This window comes from Rhodocytophaga aerolata (genome assembly GCF_030503435.1).
GTDB lineage: Bacteria > Bacteroidota > Bacteroidia > Cytophagales > 172606-1 > Rhodocytophaga > Rhodocytophaga aerolata.
Window position 1 is genome coordinate 84,129 of sequence record NZ_JAUKPO010000026.1, and the last position, 18,614, is coordinate 102,742.

Consider the following 18,614-nt stretch of genomic DNA (forward strand, 5'->3'; position numbering starts at 1 on the left):
AGGAATGAATCATGTAGATGGCATAGATTACAAACCAAGTATATTAACAGAAACTGCTATCCGCTTCGCCAAAGCTTTTAATAACAAGTGGGCCTTTAAAATTAACGCCAGCTACATGCAAGGTATTGACTGGCGTTCCAATACCATTACCGACCAAAATCCCAATACCCTGAACACAGCCAACCCAAATTTTCCGGAACTTTCGGGAGATAATAATCCGGCCTACGATGCCTGGAATAAATATGGAGATGAAAATAATAATGCCGTTACAATTAGTGGCGTGCAGTATGGAGGTAGAAACCAGACATTTCTCGTGCGCAGAACCGGGTATTGGGAGAGAGACATTGTCAGCCCTAAAGTAGACAACCTAAAGTTTGATGCAGCCTTACACTACAAGCTTTCAGAAAAAGCAGAATTATCGTATGGATACCGCATTGGGCAGATGGATGGGGTGTTTCAGCGTGGCAATAAGATCCAGTTAGACGATGTGGTCGTGCAGAACCATAAGCTGGAACTGAAAGGGACTAATTATTTTATCCGTTCGTACGTATCATTGGAGAATACCGGTAATTCTTTCAATGCCAAGCCAATGTCCGATAACTTAGACATCAGTGGTGGTGGCTCAAACAGTGAATGGGGAGCAAAATTTAAAACTGCCCTGCAAAATGAACTTAGCCAGGGAACAGACCTAGCCACAGCTATGCAACGAGCCAGAGGGGCAGCCGATGCAGGCAGAGCTGAACCTGGCACTGCTGAATATGCCAATCTGAAAAACACAATCCGGGCAATCAATAACTGGGATCATGGTAAAGTAATTGCCGGGGCTCCGGAGACCGGAGGGGCATGGCTAAAGCAAAAAAGCCGCATGTACCATGCCGATGCACAATATGACTTTGCTAATAAATTGAAGTTTGCCAACCTGCTGGTAGGCGCCGATGCCCGCATATACGAGGTTATTCCGGATGGCAACAACTTTGTAGATTTCTCCAGGCCACTGGACGAACGGACATTGCCAGGTGGCAACAATGTTTACTACAAAAAAATAGGAGGCTTTGCACAGCTTACCAAAACATTTTTTGCTGAAAAATTAAAGGTATATGGTTCCCTTCGCCTCGATTATAATCCTGAATTTGATCCTAAAATCAATCCACGGATTGCCGCCGTATACACACTGAAAGAGAAACATAATTTCCGGGCCTCTGTGCAGAATGGCTTCCGTTTTCCTGCACTTTTTGAAGCAATCTCCTATGTGAATAATGGGAATGTAAGAAGAGTAGGAGGGTTGTCTTACATCAATGAAGGCTTAGGTTATCTGGATAATTCATATACGCTCTCTTCTGTCAACACATTCAATGCGGCCGTTAACCGGGATGTAACAGGTGGGCTTTCTGCCAATGAAGCAGCCTTAAAAAATCGTGATTTGCTGGAAATAACCAGCCTTTCGTCTACCCGTCCCGAACGGATTATTTCCTATGAAGTAGGCTACAAAAGTATATTGCTGGATAATAAACTGGTGATAGATATAGATGCTTATACCAACACCTATGATGGCTTCCTGGGTCAGGTTGAGGTGGCCGTACCCGGCAATAACACCCTTCAGGTGGGCACCGATCAGGGAGTAATTGCTATGCTGGCTGCTAACCGGAATGCGCTCCAAACACGCTACCGGGTGTATACGAATGCAAAAAATAAGTACAATAACTTTGGTTCCTCCCTGGGTATTACCTACAATATAGCGCAGCGGTTTATCATTTCAGGAAATGTGAACTATAATAACATCGTTACCAACGACGAACGGGATATTTTTGTCACGGCATTTAACACACCCGTCTGGACGACCAATCTGTCGTTTGGAAACCGGGAAGTAGTAAAAAATCTGGGATTTAACCTGGTATGGCGCTGGCAAGATGCTTTTCTGTGGGAAAGCCCCCTAGCCAACGGTATTGTACCTGCGTATCAAACCATAGATGCCCAGCTCACTTACCGTTTACCGCAATACAAAACAACCATTAAAGGAGGAGGGTCCAATATATTTAATCAGCGGTATATTCAATATGCTGCCGGCCCAACCATCGGGGGATTATATTATGTGGCAATTACCGTAGATGGGTTATTCAACAAATAATTTGGGTTTTACTAGTACTCCTTGATAAATGAACACGATGAAAAGTCTTTCTATATTCGTTACGTCTAGTTTAGTTAAAATAGTTAGTTTAGGCAGTATACTGCTGTGCAGTCCGGATCTGACGCACGCGCAAACCGCACCAAAGCAAATTCATGAGCAAGGACAAGTCTGGCTTGGGTATTTTAACCAAACCAGGCTTTCCGAAAAATTTTCTTTATGGCTCGATTTACACGCCCGCCGTACCGATCTGTTGGAACGCTGGAGTACGACTATCATCAGACCTGGCATTACTTTTCATCTTCCGCATCATATCAACCTTACTGCCGGATATGCCTATATTTCGCATTATCCGGCGGCAGGGCTGCAAACCATTCGCCCCGAACACCGTTCCTGGCAGCAGCTCAGCTGGACACGCCGGGTAAAGAAATTACAAATGATGCAATGGGTAAGGTTTGAACAACGCTTTAACCGGAAAGTAGCCAACGATGCCTTAGTAGAAGGGTATAATTTTAACTACCGGTTGCGTTATTTATTGAGCATATTCATTCCGTTAAAAGGAGATTTTATTGAAGCCGGTACCCCTTTCTTTGCGTTCAATGATGAGATACATATCAATGCAGGAAAACAAATTACCTACAATTATTTTGATCAGAACCGCTTCTTTGTAGGCTTTGGCTATCAGTTTAGCAAAACATTAAATGCCCAGCTAGGCTATATGAATCTGTTCCAGCAATTACCGGCCGGAAACCGGTTTAATAATAATCATACCATCCGCCTCTTCTTTTTCAATAACATAGATTTAAGAAAAAAAGAGAAGTAATGCCTATGCAGCTAACTTAGATATTAGAAATATGAACACGTCTACAACGAAAGCCATACCGAAGCCAAGTTTTAAAGAAGCCTTATTGTTCTGGCTAAAACTTGGCTTTATCAGCTTTGGAGGCCCTGCTGGGCAAATAGCCATTATGCACCAGTTTATAGTGGATCAGAAGAAGTGGGTGTCTGATTCTAAATTCTTGCATGCCCTGAATTATTGTATGCTTCTTCCCGGACCTGAGGCACAACAACTGGCTACTTATATTGGCTGGCTATTGCATGGAGTCCGGGGCGGCTTGGCAGCAGGTATATTGTTTGTGCTGCCCTCTGTTTTTATTCTCCTGGGCTTAAGCATCGTCTACGTTACGTTTGGTACCATACCTTGGGTAGCGGCGCTATTTTATGGATTAAAGCCTGCCGTAGTAGCCATTGTCATACTTGCCTTAATTAAGATAGGCAAAAAATCGCTGCTTACTCCTTTTCATTATGCCATAGCAGCCCTGAGTTTTATTGGCATATTCTTCTTTAACATTCCCTTTCCCTACATTATTTTGGCGGCTATCCTTGTAGCTATTATCGGGCAAAAGGTATATCCATCCCTTTTCATTCAAAAAAAGCAAGAAGGCAAAAAGACAGTTAATGAAGCTGAGTATTACCTGAATTCGGAGAGTGTAGTAGCCGGAACAGGATTTGACGGAAAACGCATAATCAAACAAGTTTTTATTGCACTAGCGCTGTGGGTGGCTCCTTTTGTGTTGTTTTACTACCTGACGCAAGATTTTGCTTTCTGGAAAACCCTTTCCTTATTTTTCACCCAGGCGGCCTTAGTTACTTTTGGTGGGGCCTATGCGGTACTTCCCTATGTGGCACAAGTAACCGTAGAGAAATTTGAATGGTTAAGTAATTTGCAAATGATAGATGGCTTAGCGTTAGGCGAAACTACGCCAGGTCCATTGATTATGGTATTAGCATTTGTGGGATTTATGGCCGGATTTAATCAGTTCAATGGATCTTTACTCATGGGAACGGTGGGGTTACTCACAACTACTTTCTTTACTTTTCTTCCCTGTTTCCTGTTTATTCTGGTAGGGGCACCAATTATAGAGAAAACCCAAAGCAATGCCAACGTAAAATCCATTTTGGGCATTGTCACCGCAGCAGTGGTAGGCGTAGTACTGAATCTGACAGTATATTTTGGTCAGGCGGTGGTCTTTCCTCAGGGCATCCGGGCAGGAGTAGTAGATTATTTTAGTCTGGCCTGGATTATACTCTCTTTTATAGCCATGTACCGGTTCAAGATTGATATGATTCCCTGGATTGGCATAAGCGCCCTGGCAGGACTGTTACATTATTTTATACTATCCTGATGCCTTAGGAAAGAACTACGTTATTTAATAGAAAATTGTTCATGTACTAACTAATAAGCAAACTCCTATGAAACCATATAGTATTGCCTTCCTCATTTATGGGGAAACTCATGGGGATAGAAATGCCTTAACCGAGGAAAAGTATAGGGAGCTGGCAAGTACATTTTTAGCAAAAGGGTTTGAGGTACAATCCGTTTTATATAATGATAGCTGGGTAGATACACTGTATACAGATCTGCTGAATTTTGATGCCGTGTTAGTTTGGGTAAACCCTATTGAGCAAGGAAAAGACAGACGAAAACTGGATGCACTGCTTGCGGATGTATCTCATAAAGGTTGTTTTGTGTCAACACATCCAGAAGTTATAGTAAAAATAGGAACGAAAGACGTTCTCTATAAAACACAAAATATAGGCTGGGTAGGCAAAACAGAATTATATGCAAGTTATGACGATTTTGTTGCCCGGTTCCGGGAGTCATTAGTTAAATCAGGAACAAAGGTATTAAAGCAATACCGGGGTAACGGAGGGAATGGGGTTTACAAAATAGTAAAAGGTTCAACAGCGGAGGAGGTACTGGTCATCCACGCTAAGAATGGAAATGAAGCAAAAACCTTTTCCTGGCAAGATTTCTATACCCAATTTAAACCGTATTTTCTCAATGATGGATTGCTGATAGAGCAAGCCTGGAACAATCATCTGGCTAATGGCATGGTCAGGTGTTATTTGTCTGGCAATAAAGTGGCCGGATTCGGGTACCAGGAAATTAATGCTCTCTACCAATTACCAACCCAGGCGGCTAATACGTTTCTGCCCCCAAGTAAACGCTACTATTTTACCCAAAACTGCGGCTTGTTTAGTGATCTGAAAGATATCATGGAAAATACATGGGTTCCTCAGCTTCAAAAAAATCTGGAAATTGCCAATGAATTAATGCCTGTTATCTGGGATGCTGACTTTTTTGTCAACCATATTAATAGTGACATAGCCCATGAAAAGTATTCGCTTTGTGAAATAAATGTCAGTTGTGTTTCGCCTTTTCCACCAAGTGCTATTGAGTTCATTTTACAAGAGGTAACGCATAGACTAAATCACCGGAAAAATTCAATAACGTATGTTTCTTAATTCCTGTAGCATACTTGGCCTTTGTAACTAGAAGTGTGGCTCATGTTGCCTAGCCAGGATTAGTATTTCTTTTGTGTATACCTTCAGGATTGAGATGGACTTGATTGGCTTAAGTAGGGTTAACACATGGGATACTCAGTAGCATAAGGTTTGCCCTGCACCTGTTTGTCGAAGTATGTTGGCTAAGGTATTCAATCGAGTATGTATCAATGGCAACCTTTTCATAGCTCATGAAAACAAGTCCGTTAAGAATCTATTTTATAATGGTACTGGTCTTACTTTCAGCTAGGATTTGCTGTGGGCAAATGCATACAAGCGATTCGTTAAGTACCTACTCCATCCTTCCGGAGAATGGGCTTTACCTCTCAGCACATGATTTCGAGTGTGGATATTTGGAATTTCCTTTTGCTAACCGGCAGGCTAATTACAGGTGGAAAAACCTGTCTCTTGAAGGAGAAGTTACCCTTATCACGCCTGATACCCTTATTAAAGCTAATCCAATGGGCTTCAGGGGCTTTCGGATAAATAAAAAAGATTACCGCTTTTACAATCATCAAACCTACCAGGTAGTTGTGCACGATAGCGTCTTAATTTATGAGCAAACGTATTCAGGTGGAGAGTATAGCGACCTGGTGATTACCTATTTTAGCTTATCAGCTAATGCGCCTGTTCAATTACTTACCCGGAAAAATTTACTGGCGGCTTTTGCTGGAAATGCAAAAATGGTGCAATCTTTACGAGCCCTAAAACGTACAACAGATTGGATAAAGGAAGTTCCACCTGATAACCGGCCGCTACTTATAGAATTGTATTATTTGCATAAATGAAAACGGTATCTAAATTGTAAATAATTGATGGAAAATACTAGCTGTTCTTTGAGTACAGGTCATTTGGCACTGCCATAATCCTGAAAGTATTAAATTTATCCCTAACCACGAAAAACTATGTCGGCATATGCAGTTGGCCAGAACTTGCCATCCTTTTTCCCTCCTGGCTATGAGTTATGCCGGGCAAGTTTTACGCCTCAGTTTTTAGATCTGATCTATTGGTTGCCAAGTTACCAGACCGATAATATGCACACCTGGGAGCATGCCCACTTGCAGTATGGTGTATATGAAGCCAACCATATTCCATTCCTGCTCTTCCACTTTCCTGCCAAAGGATGGCGCTTCGACATCAGTTTGAATGCGTATGCCATGCACGAAGACTTGTTTGATTCATGGCTGCAAAGTCAGCAGAATACTATGCAACTGCTATTAAGTGATTGTTATAGCAACGTATTGCTTGAAGTGCGCACTATAGAAGTAGACCCTTATATAACTAACTACATCCGCAAAAAGTTGAAAGAACAAAAACGGCACTACCCGAATGCCATTGATGTGCAGAAGCGGATAGAACAGATTATGGATAGCACACCTACAGAAGAGATGATGAAAAAGATCACTATGCATAAAGCAATATAGGTGAGAAAGCTATCTTATTAGGGAATTTATTCTCCCTACAGCTTTCTTAGCATAAACAAATCAACTCATGATATTCATTGTAATGTAATCTTCTATCTAAACCATGTTACAGTTATCATTAACGCATGTAAGCATGGAAAAAACCTGTGCTCTACAAGGTTAATGACAGACTGCAACGTATTCCTATAGCTGGTTAAAGGAAATTAGTTAGCCCGGCCAAGGGCTTTATCTAAATCCACAGAAGCAGTTAAATAATCATACACTGCCTGCAGGTAATTAGATTTGGCCTGAGAAAGTGAAAGTTCTGCGTCCGCCATATCTAAGCGTGAAGCAATCCCTTGTTTCCAGCGATCTCGGGTAATCCGGTAACTTAGCTCGGCGGTGGAAACTGTTTGTACCTGTGACTCAATTCTACGTTTGGATTCCTCTACTTTAGATAAGGCTATTTTTACTTCTGCCCGAATGAGTTCACGCACATTTTCCAGACCTTTCTCTGTTTGGAGCTTGGTCACTTTAGCTTGTTGAACTCTCGCCGCTGTTCTGAATCCGGAAAATATGGGCACAGCAAACTGTAAGCCGACATAGGAACTAACCGGCCACTTATAATCGCCAAAGCGGTAATCGTTTGCCTGTGTCTGCGTTTGTATCAGGCCAATGGCTGAAAATTTAGGTAAATACTCCGCTCTTTCAATGTTAATTTGTTCGGCATTGAGTTTTTCTGTAATCACCAGTCGGGCTACTTCCGGACGGGAGGCAAGGGCTTCTTCTAGTATGGTTGCATTGGCTAGGAAAGGTACTACCCCATCATACCGGAGTGAATCTGTTAATTCGATCTGCTCACTTTCAGGGATGCCAATAGTAGTTTTTAAGACAGTTTTAGCAATCTCTATTCCATTGGTCAGCCGGATAATATCCGGACGCAGATTCTCTATGGTGATGTAAGCGCGTAAAGTATCTATTCTGGAAGCCCTGCCTTGGGCCAGTAACGAACGTGCATCTTTTAGGGCCTGCTCATTGCGGGCAATACTTTGCTTTTGCAGTTTCAATTGCTCATTTGAAATGAGAACATTCAGATAGGCCTTCTTAACATCTGTCACTACTACAGATTGTGTCAAAGCCAGGTCTTCGGTACTCAGCTTTTCAGCTAATCTGGCTGCGCGGATACCTGAGAAAATTTCACCCTGAAATATTGGCTGCACCAGCGAAACACCACCCACATAGGCATCTGTACCGCCCACCCGCAAGGTGGCAATCTGACTATCGTCCAGGCCGGCAAAATTTCCGGGAAGAAAGGTAACCTGCCGTTGTAAGTAATGCAGATATTGTCCGGAAGCCGCAATGGTAGGCAGGGCATAGCCTTTGGCTTCCCGGATTTTCTGCGCTGTTTTATTTATTTCCATGCGCGATACCTGAAGATCACGGTTTTTTTCAACAGCCAGGGAAACAGCATCTTCTAAGCTGAGTAGTCTTTCTTGTGCCAGGACAGAGAAAGTAACGGACATCGTAAAGAGGAATAGTCCTATAGTAAGTAAACGAATAGATTTCATGATCGGTAATAAGTTAGGAGGTAGGTAGCCGGTAGGAAGTTCAATCTTGTTTCATCCTGCCGGCTGTGAATAATTAAGCTATAACCGCTTCGTGTATAGGCTCTGGCTTTTCAACCACTCTTGCTCTGTAAGGCCGGGCCAGGTAGGAGTAAACCGCTGGAATAACATACAAGGTGAGGAACCCAGCGAACAGCAAGCCGCCTACAATGACAATTCCCAGAGAGTTCCGGCTGCCGGTTGTCATAGCGATAGGCACGGCACCGAAGATCATAGCTAAGCTAGTCATTAGGATAGGACGGAAGCGGGAAACAGCCGCAGCCTTGGCAGATTCTACAACCGTTAAGCCTTGCTCTTTGCTATGATTGGCAAACTCTACAATCAGAATGGCGTTCTTGGTAATTAACCCAATAAGCGTAATAATCCCAATCTGGCTAAAGATGTTTAAGGTCTGGTCGAAGGCGTACAAGCTTATCAAAGCTCCAGTCATAGCCATGGGTACGGTTAGTAGAATGATGAACGGGTCCATCAGGCTCTCAAACTGGGCAGCCAGTACAAGATAAATTAACACCAGGGCGAAGATGAAGGCAAAGAGCAAACTGGAAGAACTTTCAGAAAAATCTCTGGATTCACCAGCTAACGATGTTTTGATTTGCGGCGGCAGCACCTTTTTAGCTATGGCATTCATTTCGGCTACCCCATCGCCAATGGTTTTACCCGGAGCCAAGCCAGCTGACACCGTGGCTGAGATGGCTTGATCGTAGCGGTAAATTGCGGCCGGACTAATGCTTTCCTCAAAAGAAACCAAGTTATCCAGCGATACCACAGCGCCTGACCGGGTGCGGGCATAGATGGATTTTAAATCGTAGGGATTATCCCGGTCTTGTTTTTGTAATTGCCCGATTACTTCATACTGACGGTCTTTGTAAATAAAATATCCATAGCGCTGGCCGCTGAGTGCTAGTTGCAGACTCCGGGCAATTTCTACCACAGATATACCTAATTCTGCCGCTTTATCCCGGTCTATTTTCAATACCAATTCAGGCTTGTTAACTTTTAAATCGGAATCTACAAATTGCAATACCTGGCTTTTTCTGGCTTCTTCCATAAATTTAGGCAACACATCGGTAATGGCTTTCAGGTTTGTGCCTTGCAACACATATTGCACTGGCTGGGCTTGTCCAAAGCGGCTTCCGATGGTAGGAGGTTGCAAGGGAAATGCCAGCACTCCGCGGAAGTTTTGTGCATTGCGGGCATACCGCATAAATTCATTGGCTTGCGTAGTGTTCCTTTCTTCTGGTTTGTTCAGAAAAATATTCTGTATGGCCACATTTACCGGGGCAGGCGGACCAAAGGTTAAGGCAAGAATCGAATAACTCTGGAATAATCCCTGGGTAGAGTCAACAGAGAATTTAGCTACTTCATTCATGTATTTTTCTGTGTATTCATACGATGAACCTTCCGGAGCCATTACCACCAGTGACAATTGGGAGCGGTCTTCTAAGGGAGCCAGTTCGGAGGGAAGTAAACGGCCAACAATATAAATCAACCCCATGGTGATGGCCAATGCGGCAAAAGCCAGCCAGCGGCGTTTCATAAACCAGTTCAGCGATTGCTCATACCCGTTGTTTAATCTAACAAAGAAGGGCTCAGTTTTCCGGTAAAGCCAGTTTGGCTGGGTATGTGGCTTTAATAAATAGGCACTCATCATGGGTGTAAGGGTAAGGGCCACAAACGCAGATACCAGCACAGAACCCGCCACAACAATGGCAAATTCCTGGAATAGTTTACCAGTTATTCCAGGCAGAAAAAGGATAGGAAGGAAAACAGCAGCCAGGGTAATGGTGGTCGAAATAACGGCAAAGTATATTTCTTTAGATCCTGTAAAGGCAGCCTGCACCGGATTCATTCCCCCTTCTACTTTAGCGAAAATATTTTCCAACACTACAATCGCATCATCCACCACCAAACCAATGGCCAGTACTAGTCCCAGCAAGGTAAGTACGTTAATGGAGTAGCCGGCCACATACATAATAAAGAATGCCGAGATAATAGAAACCGGAATGGCTACCACCGGGATAATCGTAGACCGCCAGTCACGCAGGAAGATAAACAAAATCAGAATAACCAATCCGAAGGCAATAAACAGGGTTTCTTCTACTTCACTGATGGAGTTACGGATAGGCTCGGTAAAATCTTTTCCAACGGTTAATTCATATTCCTGTGGTATTTCTTTGCGTAGTTCGGTTAATCGTTTGTAAAACTCATCGGCAATGGCTACGGCATTGGCTCCCCTTTGCGGTTCTACAAAAACGCCTACTACCGGGGTATTCCCTTTGCCACTGTTCAGGATGGCCGTGCGTTCATTTTCCGCGCCTAATTCTGCATACCCAATGTCTCTGAACCGGATAATGCTGTTGCCTTCCTGCTTGATAATCATGTTATCAAAATCTTTTTCCTGCACCAGCCGGCCTAAGGTCCGCACGGTCAGTTCATTCTGATCGCCTTCAATGCGGCCGGAAGGGAGGTCTACATTTTCTTTGCGCAAGGCTTGTTCAATGTCCAGGGGAGTCAGCTGGTAAGCCGCCAGTTTAGCGGGGTCTATCCGGAGGCGCATGGCATATTTCTTTTCTCCGGCAATTCCCACCCGCTTTACACCAGGAATGGTTTGCATACGTTCTTTAATCACGGTAGAGGCGATATTACTTACTTCCAGAATGCTTCTGGTTTTGCTCTCCACGGCCATAAAAATTACGACATCACCGGAGTTGGCTTTTTCTACCACTGGTGGGTCTACATCGCCGGGCAATAACCGGATGGCTTTGGATACTTTGTCGCGTACATCGTTGGCCGCCGCTTCCAGGTCTACATCCAGATTAAATTCAACGGTGATCACACTGGCCGCTTCCCTGGAAACCGAGGAAATAGTACGGATACCATTGGCTTCTCCAATAACTTCTTCCAGGGGTTTGGTAATCTGGTAGGCAATTACATCCGGACTTGCTCCCGGATAAGTGGTCGTTACAGTTACAATTGGCGAATCGGTAACCGGGTATTCGCGGATGCCTAAGTAGGTGTACCCGACAATACCGAACAAAACAATTAACACTGATAGTACGCCAGCTAATACAGGCCGGCTAATACTTATTCCTGATAAACTCATAAGAGTAAATAAAAAATGTCGTTAAAAAAAGAGGATAGGTTTTAGGAATGGTTGTTCGTGTATGTATCTGGTAGCGTAGTGGGTGAGAGGAGAGAAGGTAAGCAGATACACTTCTCCCATCAATTTACCTATCCAGATAAATACCTACTAATTCTTTATGAAAACAGCTTAATTAGCACTTGCCAGACTCACCGGCACACCTGGCCCAAGGCGGAGGATATTGGTAGTTATCACGGTATCTCCGATGCTTACGCCTTCCAGAATTTGCACATTACCTTTGGTTCGTTTGCCGGTTTTTACTTCACGTAAATCAGCCTGGCCATTTTTGATAGCAAAGAGTGAATACCCTTTAGGCGTTGGAATTAAGGCTTGCGTTGGAATAGTGATGCCTTGTTGGATCTGCTTCAACCCGATATCTATTTTAGTAGAAACACCAGGTACCAGTAGGCCTTCATTATTTTCACTTACAGCCAATATATCCAGGCTGCGGGTGGCTACATCGGTTTTAGGTTCGGTGGCAATGATTTTACCGGTAAAGGTTTGTGTAGCATTTTCTGTAGTAAATTGAACTAGTTGCCCTGCTTTTACTTCGCTTGCATATTTTTCAGGAACCGTGAAGTTCACTTCTACCTGGCTTACGTCCTGCAAGGTAGTAAGCACTGTATTTGGCGTTACATAAGCCCCAATATCAACTTTGGTTAAGCCGATCTTTCCGGAGAAAGGTGCCCGTAATTCTGTTTTAGCAATTTCTACCTCTAACACCCCAATTTCTGCTTGCAGCACCTTCAGGTTAGTTGAGATCTGATCGTACTCTTGCTGGGTGACAGATTCGGTAGTGAGTAGTTCACGGAAACGGGATTCATCTAATAATGCCAGTTTTTCTTGCTGCTGCAATTTGTATTTTCTGGCTAGCAGGTCAGCATCATCCAGTTTAAACAGCAAAGCACCTTGCTGTACATAACTGCCTTCCTTTACAAAGATTCTGGTGACTTTGCGGGCAATTTCGCTCACAATATCTACACTTTGTTTGGCAGCAATGGTGCCTACCGCTTGAATGGTTTCGTCTATAACCGATCCATTGACAATATAGGTATCTACAGCAACCTTGTTTGCAGCTACAGCAGCTGGTTTAGCCTCAGCTTTTGGGGTTTCTGTATTTTTACTGGATAATGCATTGGGTAAAATAAGCAGTGATGCGATCACCAACCCAACAACAACGGAAATTACAACGTGCGATGATTTGTTCATGTGTTTAGAAGTTAAAAAGTAAAGGGAATGTGTAGGTTTTAGGCAAAGAAATGCCTGTATATAAATATTGGAGTATTTATATATTTATATGTATCTATGTATTTGGGTAAAAAAAAGCTAATAATGCTTTTTGAGGCTGTCTAAATCCTGACAGGTCATAGAAGGTTTCATGGTCAGAGGAATTTGCAATGAATGATTTGGGTGTATGCGACTAATCCTGATTCAACTGGGTTAAAAAATTAATTAACTCCTGCACTTTTTCTTTATTCAAATACAGATTAAGATTCCGGCCATCTTTGAGTGTATCTACCAATCCGGCGTCTACCAGTACTTTTACATGGTGCGAAAGCGTAGGCTGAGCCAGCGAAACAACATCCTGCACTTGGGTACAACCTACACATTTTTGTTTAGCTATGTTCTGAAGAATCAGTAACCGATTTCTATCACTTAAAGCCTTAGCTATTCTTTCTACTACTTTCGTATCCATCTTCCAGGCAGTATAATATATTGATGGATGTAAATGTATGGATGTTGTTTTTAGTTTGCAAGGATTTCTTAAATAAATTTTTAAAAAATACCTGGTATCTATCCAGCCTTATCTTTTTGGAAGAAGAAATATTGTTTTCTTGAGTTATAACGGGTGGCTCTAGCATGTTCTAGGTAATACCTATTTTTTTCTGCCAATTTTTTAAATGGGGAATTCTACTAATCTTTATAAGATGCCATGTTGCAACATGAAAAGGCTTGAGATAATATAAGTCAAGCAATTTATGTACGGTTGCTAGCATCCGGCGATATCTAGGCAATTCCCCTGGTTTAGCTTAGTTATAGAATCAATATTCACGATTTGACTACATCATTCGTTGATTGGGATACGCCAATAATCCTATCTCCCAACCATCTTTGTATCATCATGTTACACACAAAATTTTCAAAAGAAATGGAAAATATTCAAGGAAAAGTAGTAGCCATTACCGGGGCAAGTAGCGGTATAGGAGAAGCCATTGCACATCATTTGTCAGCAATGGGGGCAAAGGTGGTATTAGGAGCCAGACGCGTAGATAAGCTAAAAAGTATCGTGGAGTCTATTGCTTCAGGTGGTGGCCAAGCCGTCTATCAAAAGCTGGATGTTACCAACACGGAAGAGGTAGTTGCGTTTGCAAACTTTGCCGTGCAGCAATTTGGAACTCTGGATGTAATGGTAAACAATGCTGGATTGATGCCTCTTTCGATGATCAATAGTTACAAAATTGAAGAATGGCACCGGATGATAGATGTAAATATTAAAGGAGTATTGCATGGTATTGCTGCGGCGCTTCCCATTTTTGAAGCCAAAGACAGCGGACAGTTTGTAAATATCACTTCGGTTGGCGACCGTTGGGTAGGGCCAACCTCAACGGTTTATAGTGCGACTAAATTTGCCGTACGAGCCATTTCCGAGGGCTTACGCCAGGAAGTAAGTGGGAATATCAGGGTTACCCTGGTAGCGCCCGGAGCAACGGAATCTGAATTAGCGGAAAGTATTTCAGATCCGGATTTAAAAAAATTGGCAATTGAAAAGTTCAGAACAGATTTATTACCTGCTTCTGCCATTGCCAGAGCAGTGGGGTATGCCATTTCACAGCCAACAGATATAGATGTGAATGAAATAGTGGTCAGGCCTACCGCTCAAAAATCTTTTTAAGTCTTTTATAATAAACACCTATTTAATTGCTGCTACATAATGGCATGTCGTTCTTATAGAATATTGATTATTGCAGAAGAGAACAAGTAGCCATTACAAAAGCAAGCATCTACCCAATGAAACCATTATAAAATTGTAGAGCATAATTTTAGGATTTTAGCAGATACTAATACTGAAATGGAAACAACAATTGAACAAACAAAAGCATATATTGGCATGTGGGTTACTAAAGATGGTTATATCTGCCATGAATTATTACCCAATAACCGGTATGATGAAGCCAGGGGAAATCGTAAAAGCGCCTATCAGGGGAGTTATACGGTGACAGGGAACCACATCGACTACAAGGACGATACTGGGTTTACGGCTGACGGTGAATTCAGCGATGGAATACTCTATCATGCTGGAATGATTTTTTACAAAGAACGATAATTGAATAAATTAGCCTAGTTAAAACTTGCATGAGCAAAGGTGAAAGAAAATAGAGATACCAGTTCATGCAAGTTTTAACATTCGTTTAAGGCCAGGAGACCATAGTCACTTCTGCCACCACATACCACTACTATTTCTATAAAAATATAAATTAATGGAAAAGGCTTTTCGTTTTAATTCTATAGCGGAATTTCACCATTTCTGCCATCTTCCCAAACCTGACCATCCATTGATCAGCCTGATTGATTACAGCAAAGTTTCTTATCCGGTAAATGATAATGAATTGAAATGGATTCAGAACTTTTATTCGATTGGCTTGAAGCGGAATGTTAATGCTAAATTCAATTATGGGCAACAGCCTTATGATTTTGATTCCGGCGTACTAAGCTTTGTTTCTCCACTCCAATTCTTGAAAGTAGAAATTAACCAAGATGCTAAAGTTGAGCCCACCGGGTGGCTATTACTGATTCATCCGGATTTTTTGTGGAACACCCCCCTGGCAAAGAAAATAAAATCCTATGACTTTTTTCAGTATGCTGTAAATGAAGCCCTTTTTCTATCAGACAAAGAAGAAAAGGTGATTGTAGCTATTCTTCAAAACATTAAAGAAGAATACCAATCCAATATCGATAAATTTAGTCAGGAGTTGATTGTAGCGCAACTTGAAAGGCTGCTCATTTATTCAGAACGCTTTTATGCACGGCAGTTTATCACCCGGAAAAAATCTAACTCCGAATTGCTGGAAAGATTCGAAGAAATATTGGTCCGGTATTTCAAGAGTGGCCAGGTACTAGAGAAGGGTATTCCAACAGTCACATACATGGCAGAGCAACTGAATATTTCTGCCAACTATCTGGGAAGTTTATTACGAATGTATACCAAACAAAACACCCAGCAACACATACAAAACCATCTGATTGATTACGCGAAAGAACGTTTGAGCACGACAAATTTATCAGTAAGCGAAATTGCCTATGAACTGGGTTTTGAGCATCCACAATCATTTAGCAAATTATTCAAGAAGAAAACAAATCACAGTCCGGTGGAATTTAGAAATGCATTCAACTAATGTACTCATAAAACCTTTGAAACGCTTCCTTGTGTTATCTATAAGTTGAATAGTAAAAATAAGCCATGGTCAGAAAATTAATTTAGCTACTACCATTACTAAGGGTGTTTTATAACCTTTGGTTGAGCGAACTCGTATATAGCGTTTCAAACCCACTTGGCAGTTTCTAACCTATTTTGCCAATCTCAACTTTGAATTATGGAAAAAACAAAAGTAGATGTGATGAATCACGTTTTAGTTAAATTACAAGACGTGCAGAACAGCAAGATTGCCTTGATCCAAAAAATAGCCTCTATTCAAATCGAGTTATTTGATCAACCTGATGCCGATTTAGAAAAAGCCGTTGATGCGGCCATAGGCAGTATTTCGCAATGTGCTGATGAGTTTAATTTAGCGGTTGAGCAATATCAGATGAAAGTAAATATCGAAAATCAGAATCAACCTTCGGCTCCGGCAGCTTCGGCTACCTAATATACAACCTAGGCTTGAATATACCCCCATCTGGCGTATGTGCTCGATGGGGGTTATTTTTATTATATCAATAACAAGCTACAAGTGATATTCACTCTATGTTTTGAGATAGGTCTTAATAATAGTCTATCAGGAGATGACTTTACTTGTCTTTAATTTTATTTTCTAGCTACTATACTATAGAAGCCTTACAAACTATTCCGGAACTAGTATTTACAGCCGGATTCACACTTATTTATAAAGGCAACTAATGGGTAACACACCTGTCTCTGTTTTGTTTCATCCTACCTTTTTGACGAATCCCACAGTAAAGGCACAAACCTATTATATCATTACAACGTTGAAGGTAATATAAGTATTCTTTCAGCTGATACCTCCTAGGATAAATTTATATAAGCACTGACCTTAATTGTAGCTACGAAAAGTCTGAAAAGCTTTCACATGTCGTAGGATTCCTAGCAGTATTTTACTATAGTTGATTTTCTGCCGTGTAGTTTAAAAAAGTATAGAGTTGCGCCTTGTGAGCTAGAAAATTTATAGAATTCATCGTATGTTCAGAATGAACACCTAAATGAATATGACCCTTACCTAATAAAAAATATGGAAAATATAACTCCCCTTCAGCATTCTGCAAAAGAATTACGCGAAGATTTCAAAAGATCAGAAGAAAGACAAATGAAGCAAGACAATAATCTTGCTATGGGAGGCAGAGAGTTATTAAACAAATTTATCAGCTCTTTTTCTAATCTATACAGTTTGATCATTGGTTCAAATATCGATATCCAGACAACTTATAATTCAACTAAAGAGGGTATTTTATTGACCTATAAACAAAACAAGATTTTCATCAGTCTGAACAAAGGTTTAGGTACCAGCGAGAACTGGAATTTGTTAAATCGTTCTTATAAACCCACACTCCCAAATAAGACATTCGGAATGCCAGCAGATAGAGAGGACGAACATCGCTTGATTATAGCTATTGAAGAAATGCTTTTTGGTTCTAGCCCTGTCTTGGATTAGTAAGCAATATAACTGTATGAATACTATTTAGTGCAACTTGGGGTAAAGGCAACTAATCTATTCAAAATTTACAGTGATTTGAGGTAAAAGATGATCATCAAATCAACTGAGTATATTCGATTTGATAGGTTATCAATTTATGTTAGTTCAGTAGACACCTATTAAGACTCACCTATAAGGGCGGAATTAATTGTTGGTTACCCACCTAAAGAGTTAGTATACTATATCTGATAAATAGTAGTTTGGTTCTTACAATAATCTACTTAGGCCAGTCTAGTATAAGATCCTTCAAAAATCCTGCTTGGTGGTCCTTATCTTCCTCCCTTTCCCAAAGTATCCAGAATGCTGCGCTTAAGTCTAAAATTATTTCAGCCTGTATAACTATACGCTTTATTTTTCTTCGTAGAGGTAGAAGAAAATATATTTCCGGTAGGCCTAATAATAGCACTGATACCATGTAAATTAATAAAATGATCAACCTAAGGTGGAGTGTTTTGCCAATACCATCAATATCAAGTTAGATACAAGAAGCAAATATGCTAAACTTAACGAATCTTATAAGTTTCCACCTCCAATAGCAGAGATGACTAACCAAGTCCAGTCTTTCAATTGTTTGTACTTGAGCCGAATATTTTTCATGGTAGTTATATTTTAGGTGAGTTTGTTAAAGCTAGTTAACCATTCCTATTGACTTTGTCAATACCTAAAATTAGGTATTTAGTGCAAGAGCAATAGTAACGATAAGTCATATAGAGCTTAGATTCGACTGTTATTTACTACTATAGAAAGCTCAACTTATGTTTATAGTCTTCTTGAAAATGCAAGCAAAAAAACTCTACAATTTCAAATCATGATTTGGCCTTTTTTTAACATACACTTAATAAAAATTATCTGCCTATCTCTTTTTTTCAACTTAAAAAGAAAGAACCTAAGACTCAATCTTAGGTTCTTTCCATATTGTTTTATTTATAATTCATTCATTCTGGCAGATAAATGAATTTAACTTTCTTTATCTAGTATGCTTTCCAATAGCTTATTTTTTAACTACCCGAATGAGTTCCGCAGGTTGATCCCCAGCTTGCAGTTTGA

General features: G+C 41.2%; 15 protein-coding genes. 11 read left to right on the forward strand and 4 right to left on the reverse strand.

The features are described 5' to 3' along the window. Positions 1 to 4 precede the first annotated feature (4 nt). From Q0590_RS28155 to Q0590_RS28180, 6 genes are all read left to right on the forward strand, one after another. Entirely contained in the window at positions 5 to 2,125 is a 2,121-nt protein-coding gene (locus Q0590_RS28155; RefSeq protein WP_302040986.1) for a TonB-dependent receptor domain-containing protein, read from the forward strand. Positions 2,126 to 2,162: 37 nt separating this feature from the next. Beyond that, a complete protein-coding gene (locus Q0590_RS28160) occupies positions 2,163 to 2,945 on the forward strand; it encodes a DUF2490 domain-containing protein (protein ID WP_302040987.1) in 783 nt (260 codons plus the stop codon). 31 nt (positions 2,946 to 2,976) lie between these two features. After that, a complete protein-coding gene (chrA, locus tag Q0590_RS28165; RefSeq protein WP_302040988.1) occupies positions 2,977 to 4,308 on the forward strand; it encodes a chromate efflux transporter in 1,332 nt (443 codons plus the stop codon). Positions 4,309 to 4,375: 67 nt separating this feature from the next. Further along, complete coding sequence (locus Q0590_RS28170; RefSeq protein ID WP_302040989.1) at positions 4,376 to 5,431, forward strand: Cj0069 family protein; 1,056 nt, start codon at positions 4,376 to 4,378, stop codon at positions 5,429 to 5,431. Positions 5,432 to 5,661: 230 nt separating this feature from the next. Further along, positions 5,662 to 6,258 (forward strand): hypothetical protein, encoded by a 597-nt coding sequence (locus Q0590_RS28175; protein WP_302040990.1) that lies wholly within the window; start codon positions 5,662 to 5,664, stop codon positions 6,256 to 6,258. Positions 6,259 to 6,375: 117 nt separating this feature from the next. Continuing rightward, on the forward strand, positions 6,376 to 6,894 hold the full coding sequence (locus Q0590_RS28180) for a hypothetical protein (RefSeq protein ID WP_302040991.1): 519 nt from the start codon (positions 6,376 to 6,378) through the stop codon (positions 6,892 to 6,894). A gap of 203 nt (positions 6,895 to 7,097) precedes the next feature. On the opposite strand, the gene Q0590_RS28185 is transcribed toward Q0590_RS28180, so the two are convergent. The 4 genes from Q0590_RS28185 to Q0590_RS28200 form a co-directional block, all read right to left on the reverse strand. Further along, complete coding sequence (locus tag Q0590_RS28185) at positions 7,098 to 8,441, reverse strand: TolC family protein (RefSeq protein ID WP_302040992.1); 1,344 nt, start codon at positions 8,439 to 8,441, stop codon at positions 7,098 to 7,100. Between the two features lie 73 nt (positions 8,442 to 8,514). Continuing rightward, positions 8,515 to 11,601, reverse strand: coding sequence for an efflux RND transporter permease subunit (locus Q0590_RS28190; RefSeq protein ID WP_302040993.1), 3,087 nt, complete (start codon positions 11,599 to 11,601; stop codon positions 8,515 to 8,517). A gap of 168 nt (positions 11,602 to 11,769) precedes the next feature. After that, positions 11,770 to 12,849: an efflux RND transporter periplasmic adaptor subunit gene (locus Q0590_RS28195; protein ID WP_302040994.1), complete on the reverse strand. Its 1,080-nt coding sequence runs from the start codon at positions 12,847 to 12,849 to the stop codon at positions 11,770 to 11,772. 211 nt (positions 12,850 to 13,060) lie between these two features. Next, on the reverse strand, positions 13,061 to 13,336 hold the full coding sequence (locus tag Q0590_RS28200) for an ArsR/SmtB family transcription factor (protein ID WP_302040995.1): 276 nt from the start codon (positions 13,334 to 13,336) through the stop codon (positions 13,061 to 13,063). Between the two features lie 426 nt (positions 13,337 to 13,762). On the opposite strand from Q0590_RS28200, the gene Q0590_RS28205 reads away from it, so the two are divergent. The 5 genes from Q0590_RS28205 (at position 13,763) to Q0590_RS28225 (ending at position 17,525) form a co-directional block, all read left to right on the forward strand. Beyond that, a complete protein-coding gene (locus Q0590_RS28205) occupies positions 13,763 to 14,533 on the forward strand; it encodes an SDR family oxidoreductase (protein ID WP_302040996.1) in 771 nt (256 codons plus the stop codon). A 177-nt stretch (positions 14,534 to 14,710) separates the two neighbouring features. Then, positions 14,711 to 14,965: an Atu4866 domain-containing protein gene (locus tag Q0590_RS28210; protein WP_302040997.1), complete on the forward strand. Its 255-nt coding sequence runs from the start codon at positions 14,711 to 14,713 to the stop codon at positions 14,963 to 14,965. 154 nt (positions 14,966 to 15,119) lie between these two features. After that, positions 15,120 to 16,034, forward strand: a complete 915-nt coding sequence (locus Q0590_RS28215) for a helix-turn-helix domain-containing protein (RefSeq protein ID WP_302040998.1) — start codon at positions 15,120 to 15,122, stop codon at positions 16,032 to 16,034. 198 nt (positions 16,035 to 16,232) lie between these two features. Beyond that, complete coding sequence (locus tag Q0590_RS28220; RefSeq protein WP_302040999.1) at positions 16,233 to 16,505, forward strand: hypothetical protein; 273 nt, start codon at positions 16,233 to 16,235, stop codon at positions 16,503 to 16,505. Positions 16,506 to 17,105: 600 nt separating this feature from the next. Continuing rightward, the gene (locus Q0590_RS28225; RefSeq protein WP_302041000.1) at positions 17,106 to 17,525 is read left to right on the forward strand and encodes a hypothetical protein; all 420 of its coding nucleotides are present in this window, start codon (positions 17,106 to 17,108) and stop codon (positions 17,523 to 17,525) included. Positions 17,526 to 18,614 lie beyond the last annotated feature (1,089 nt).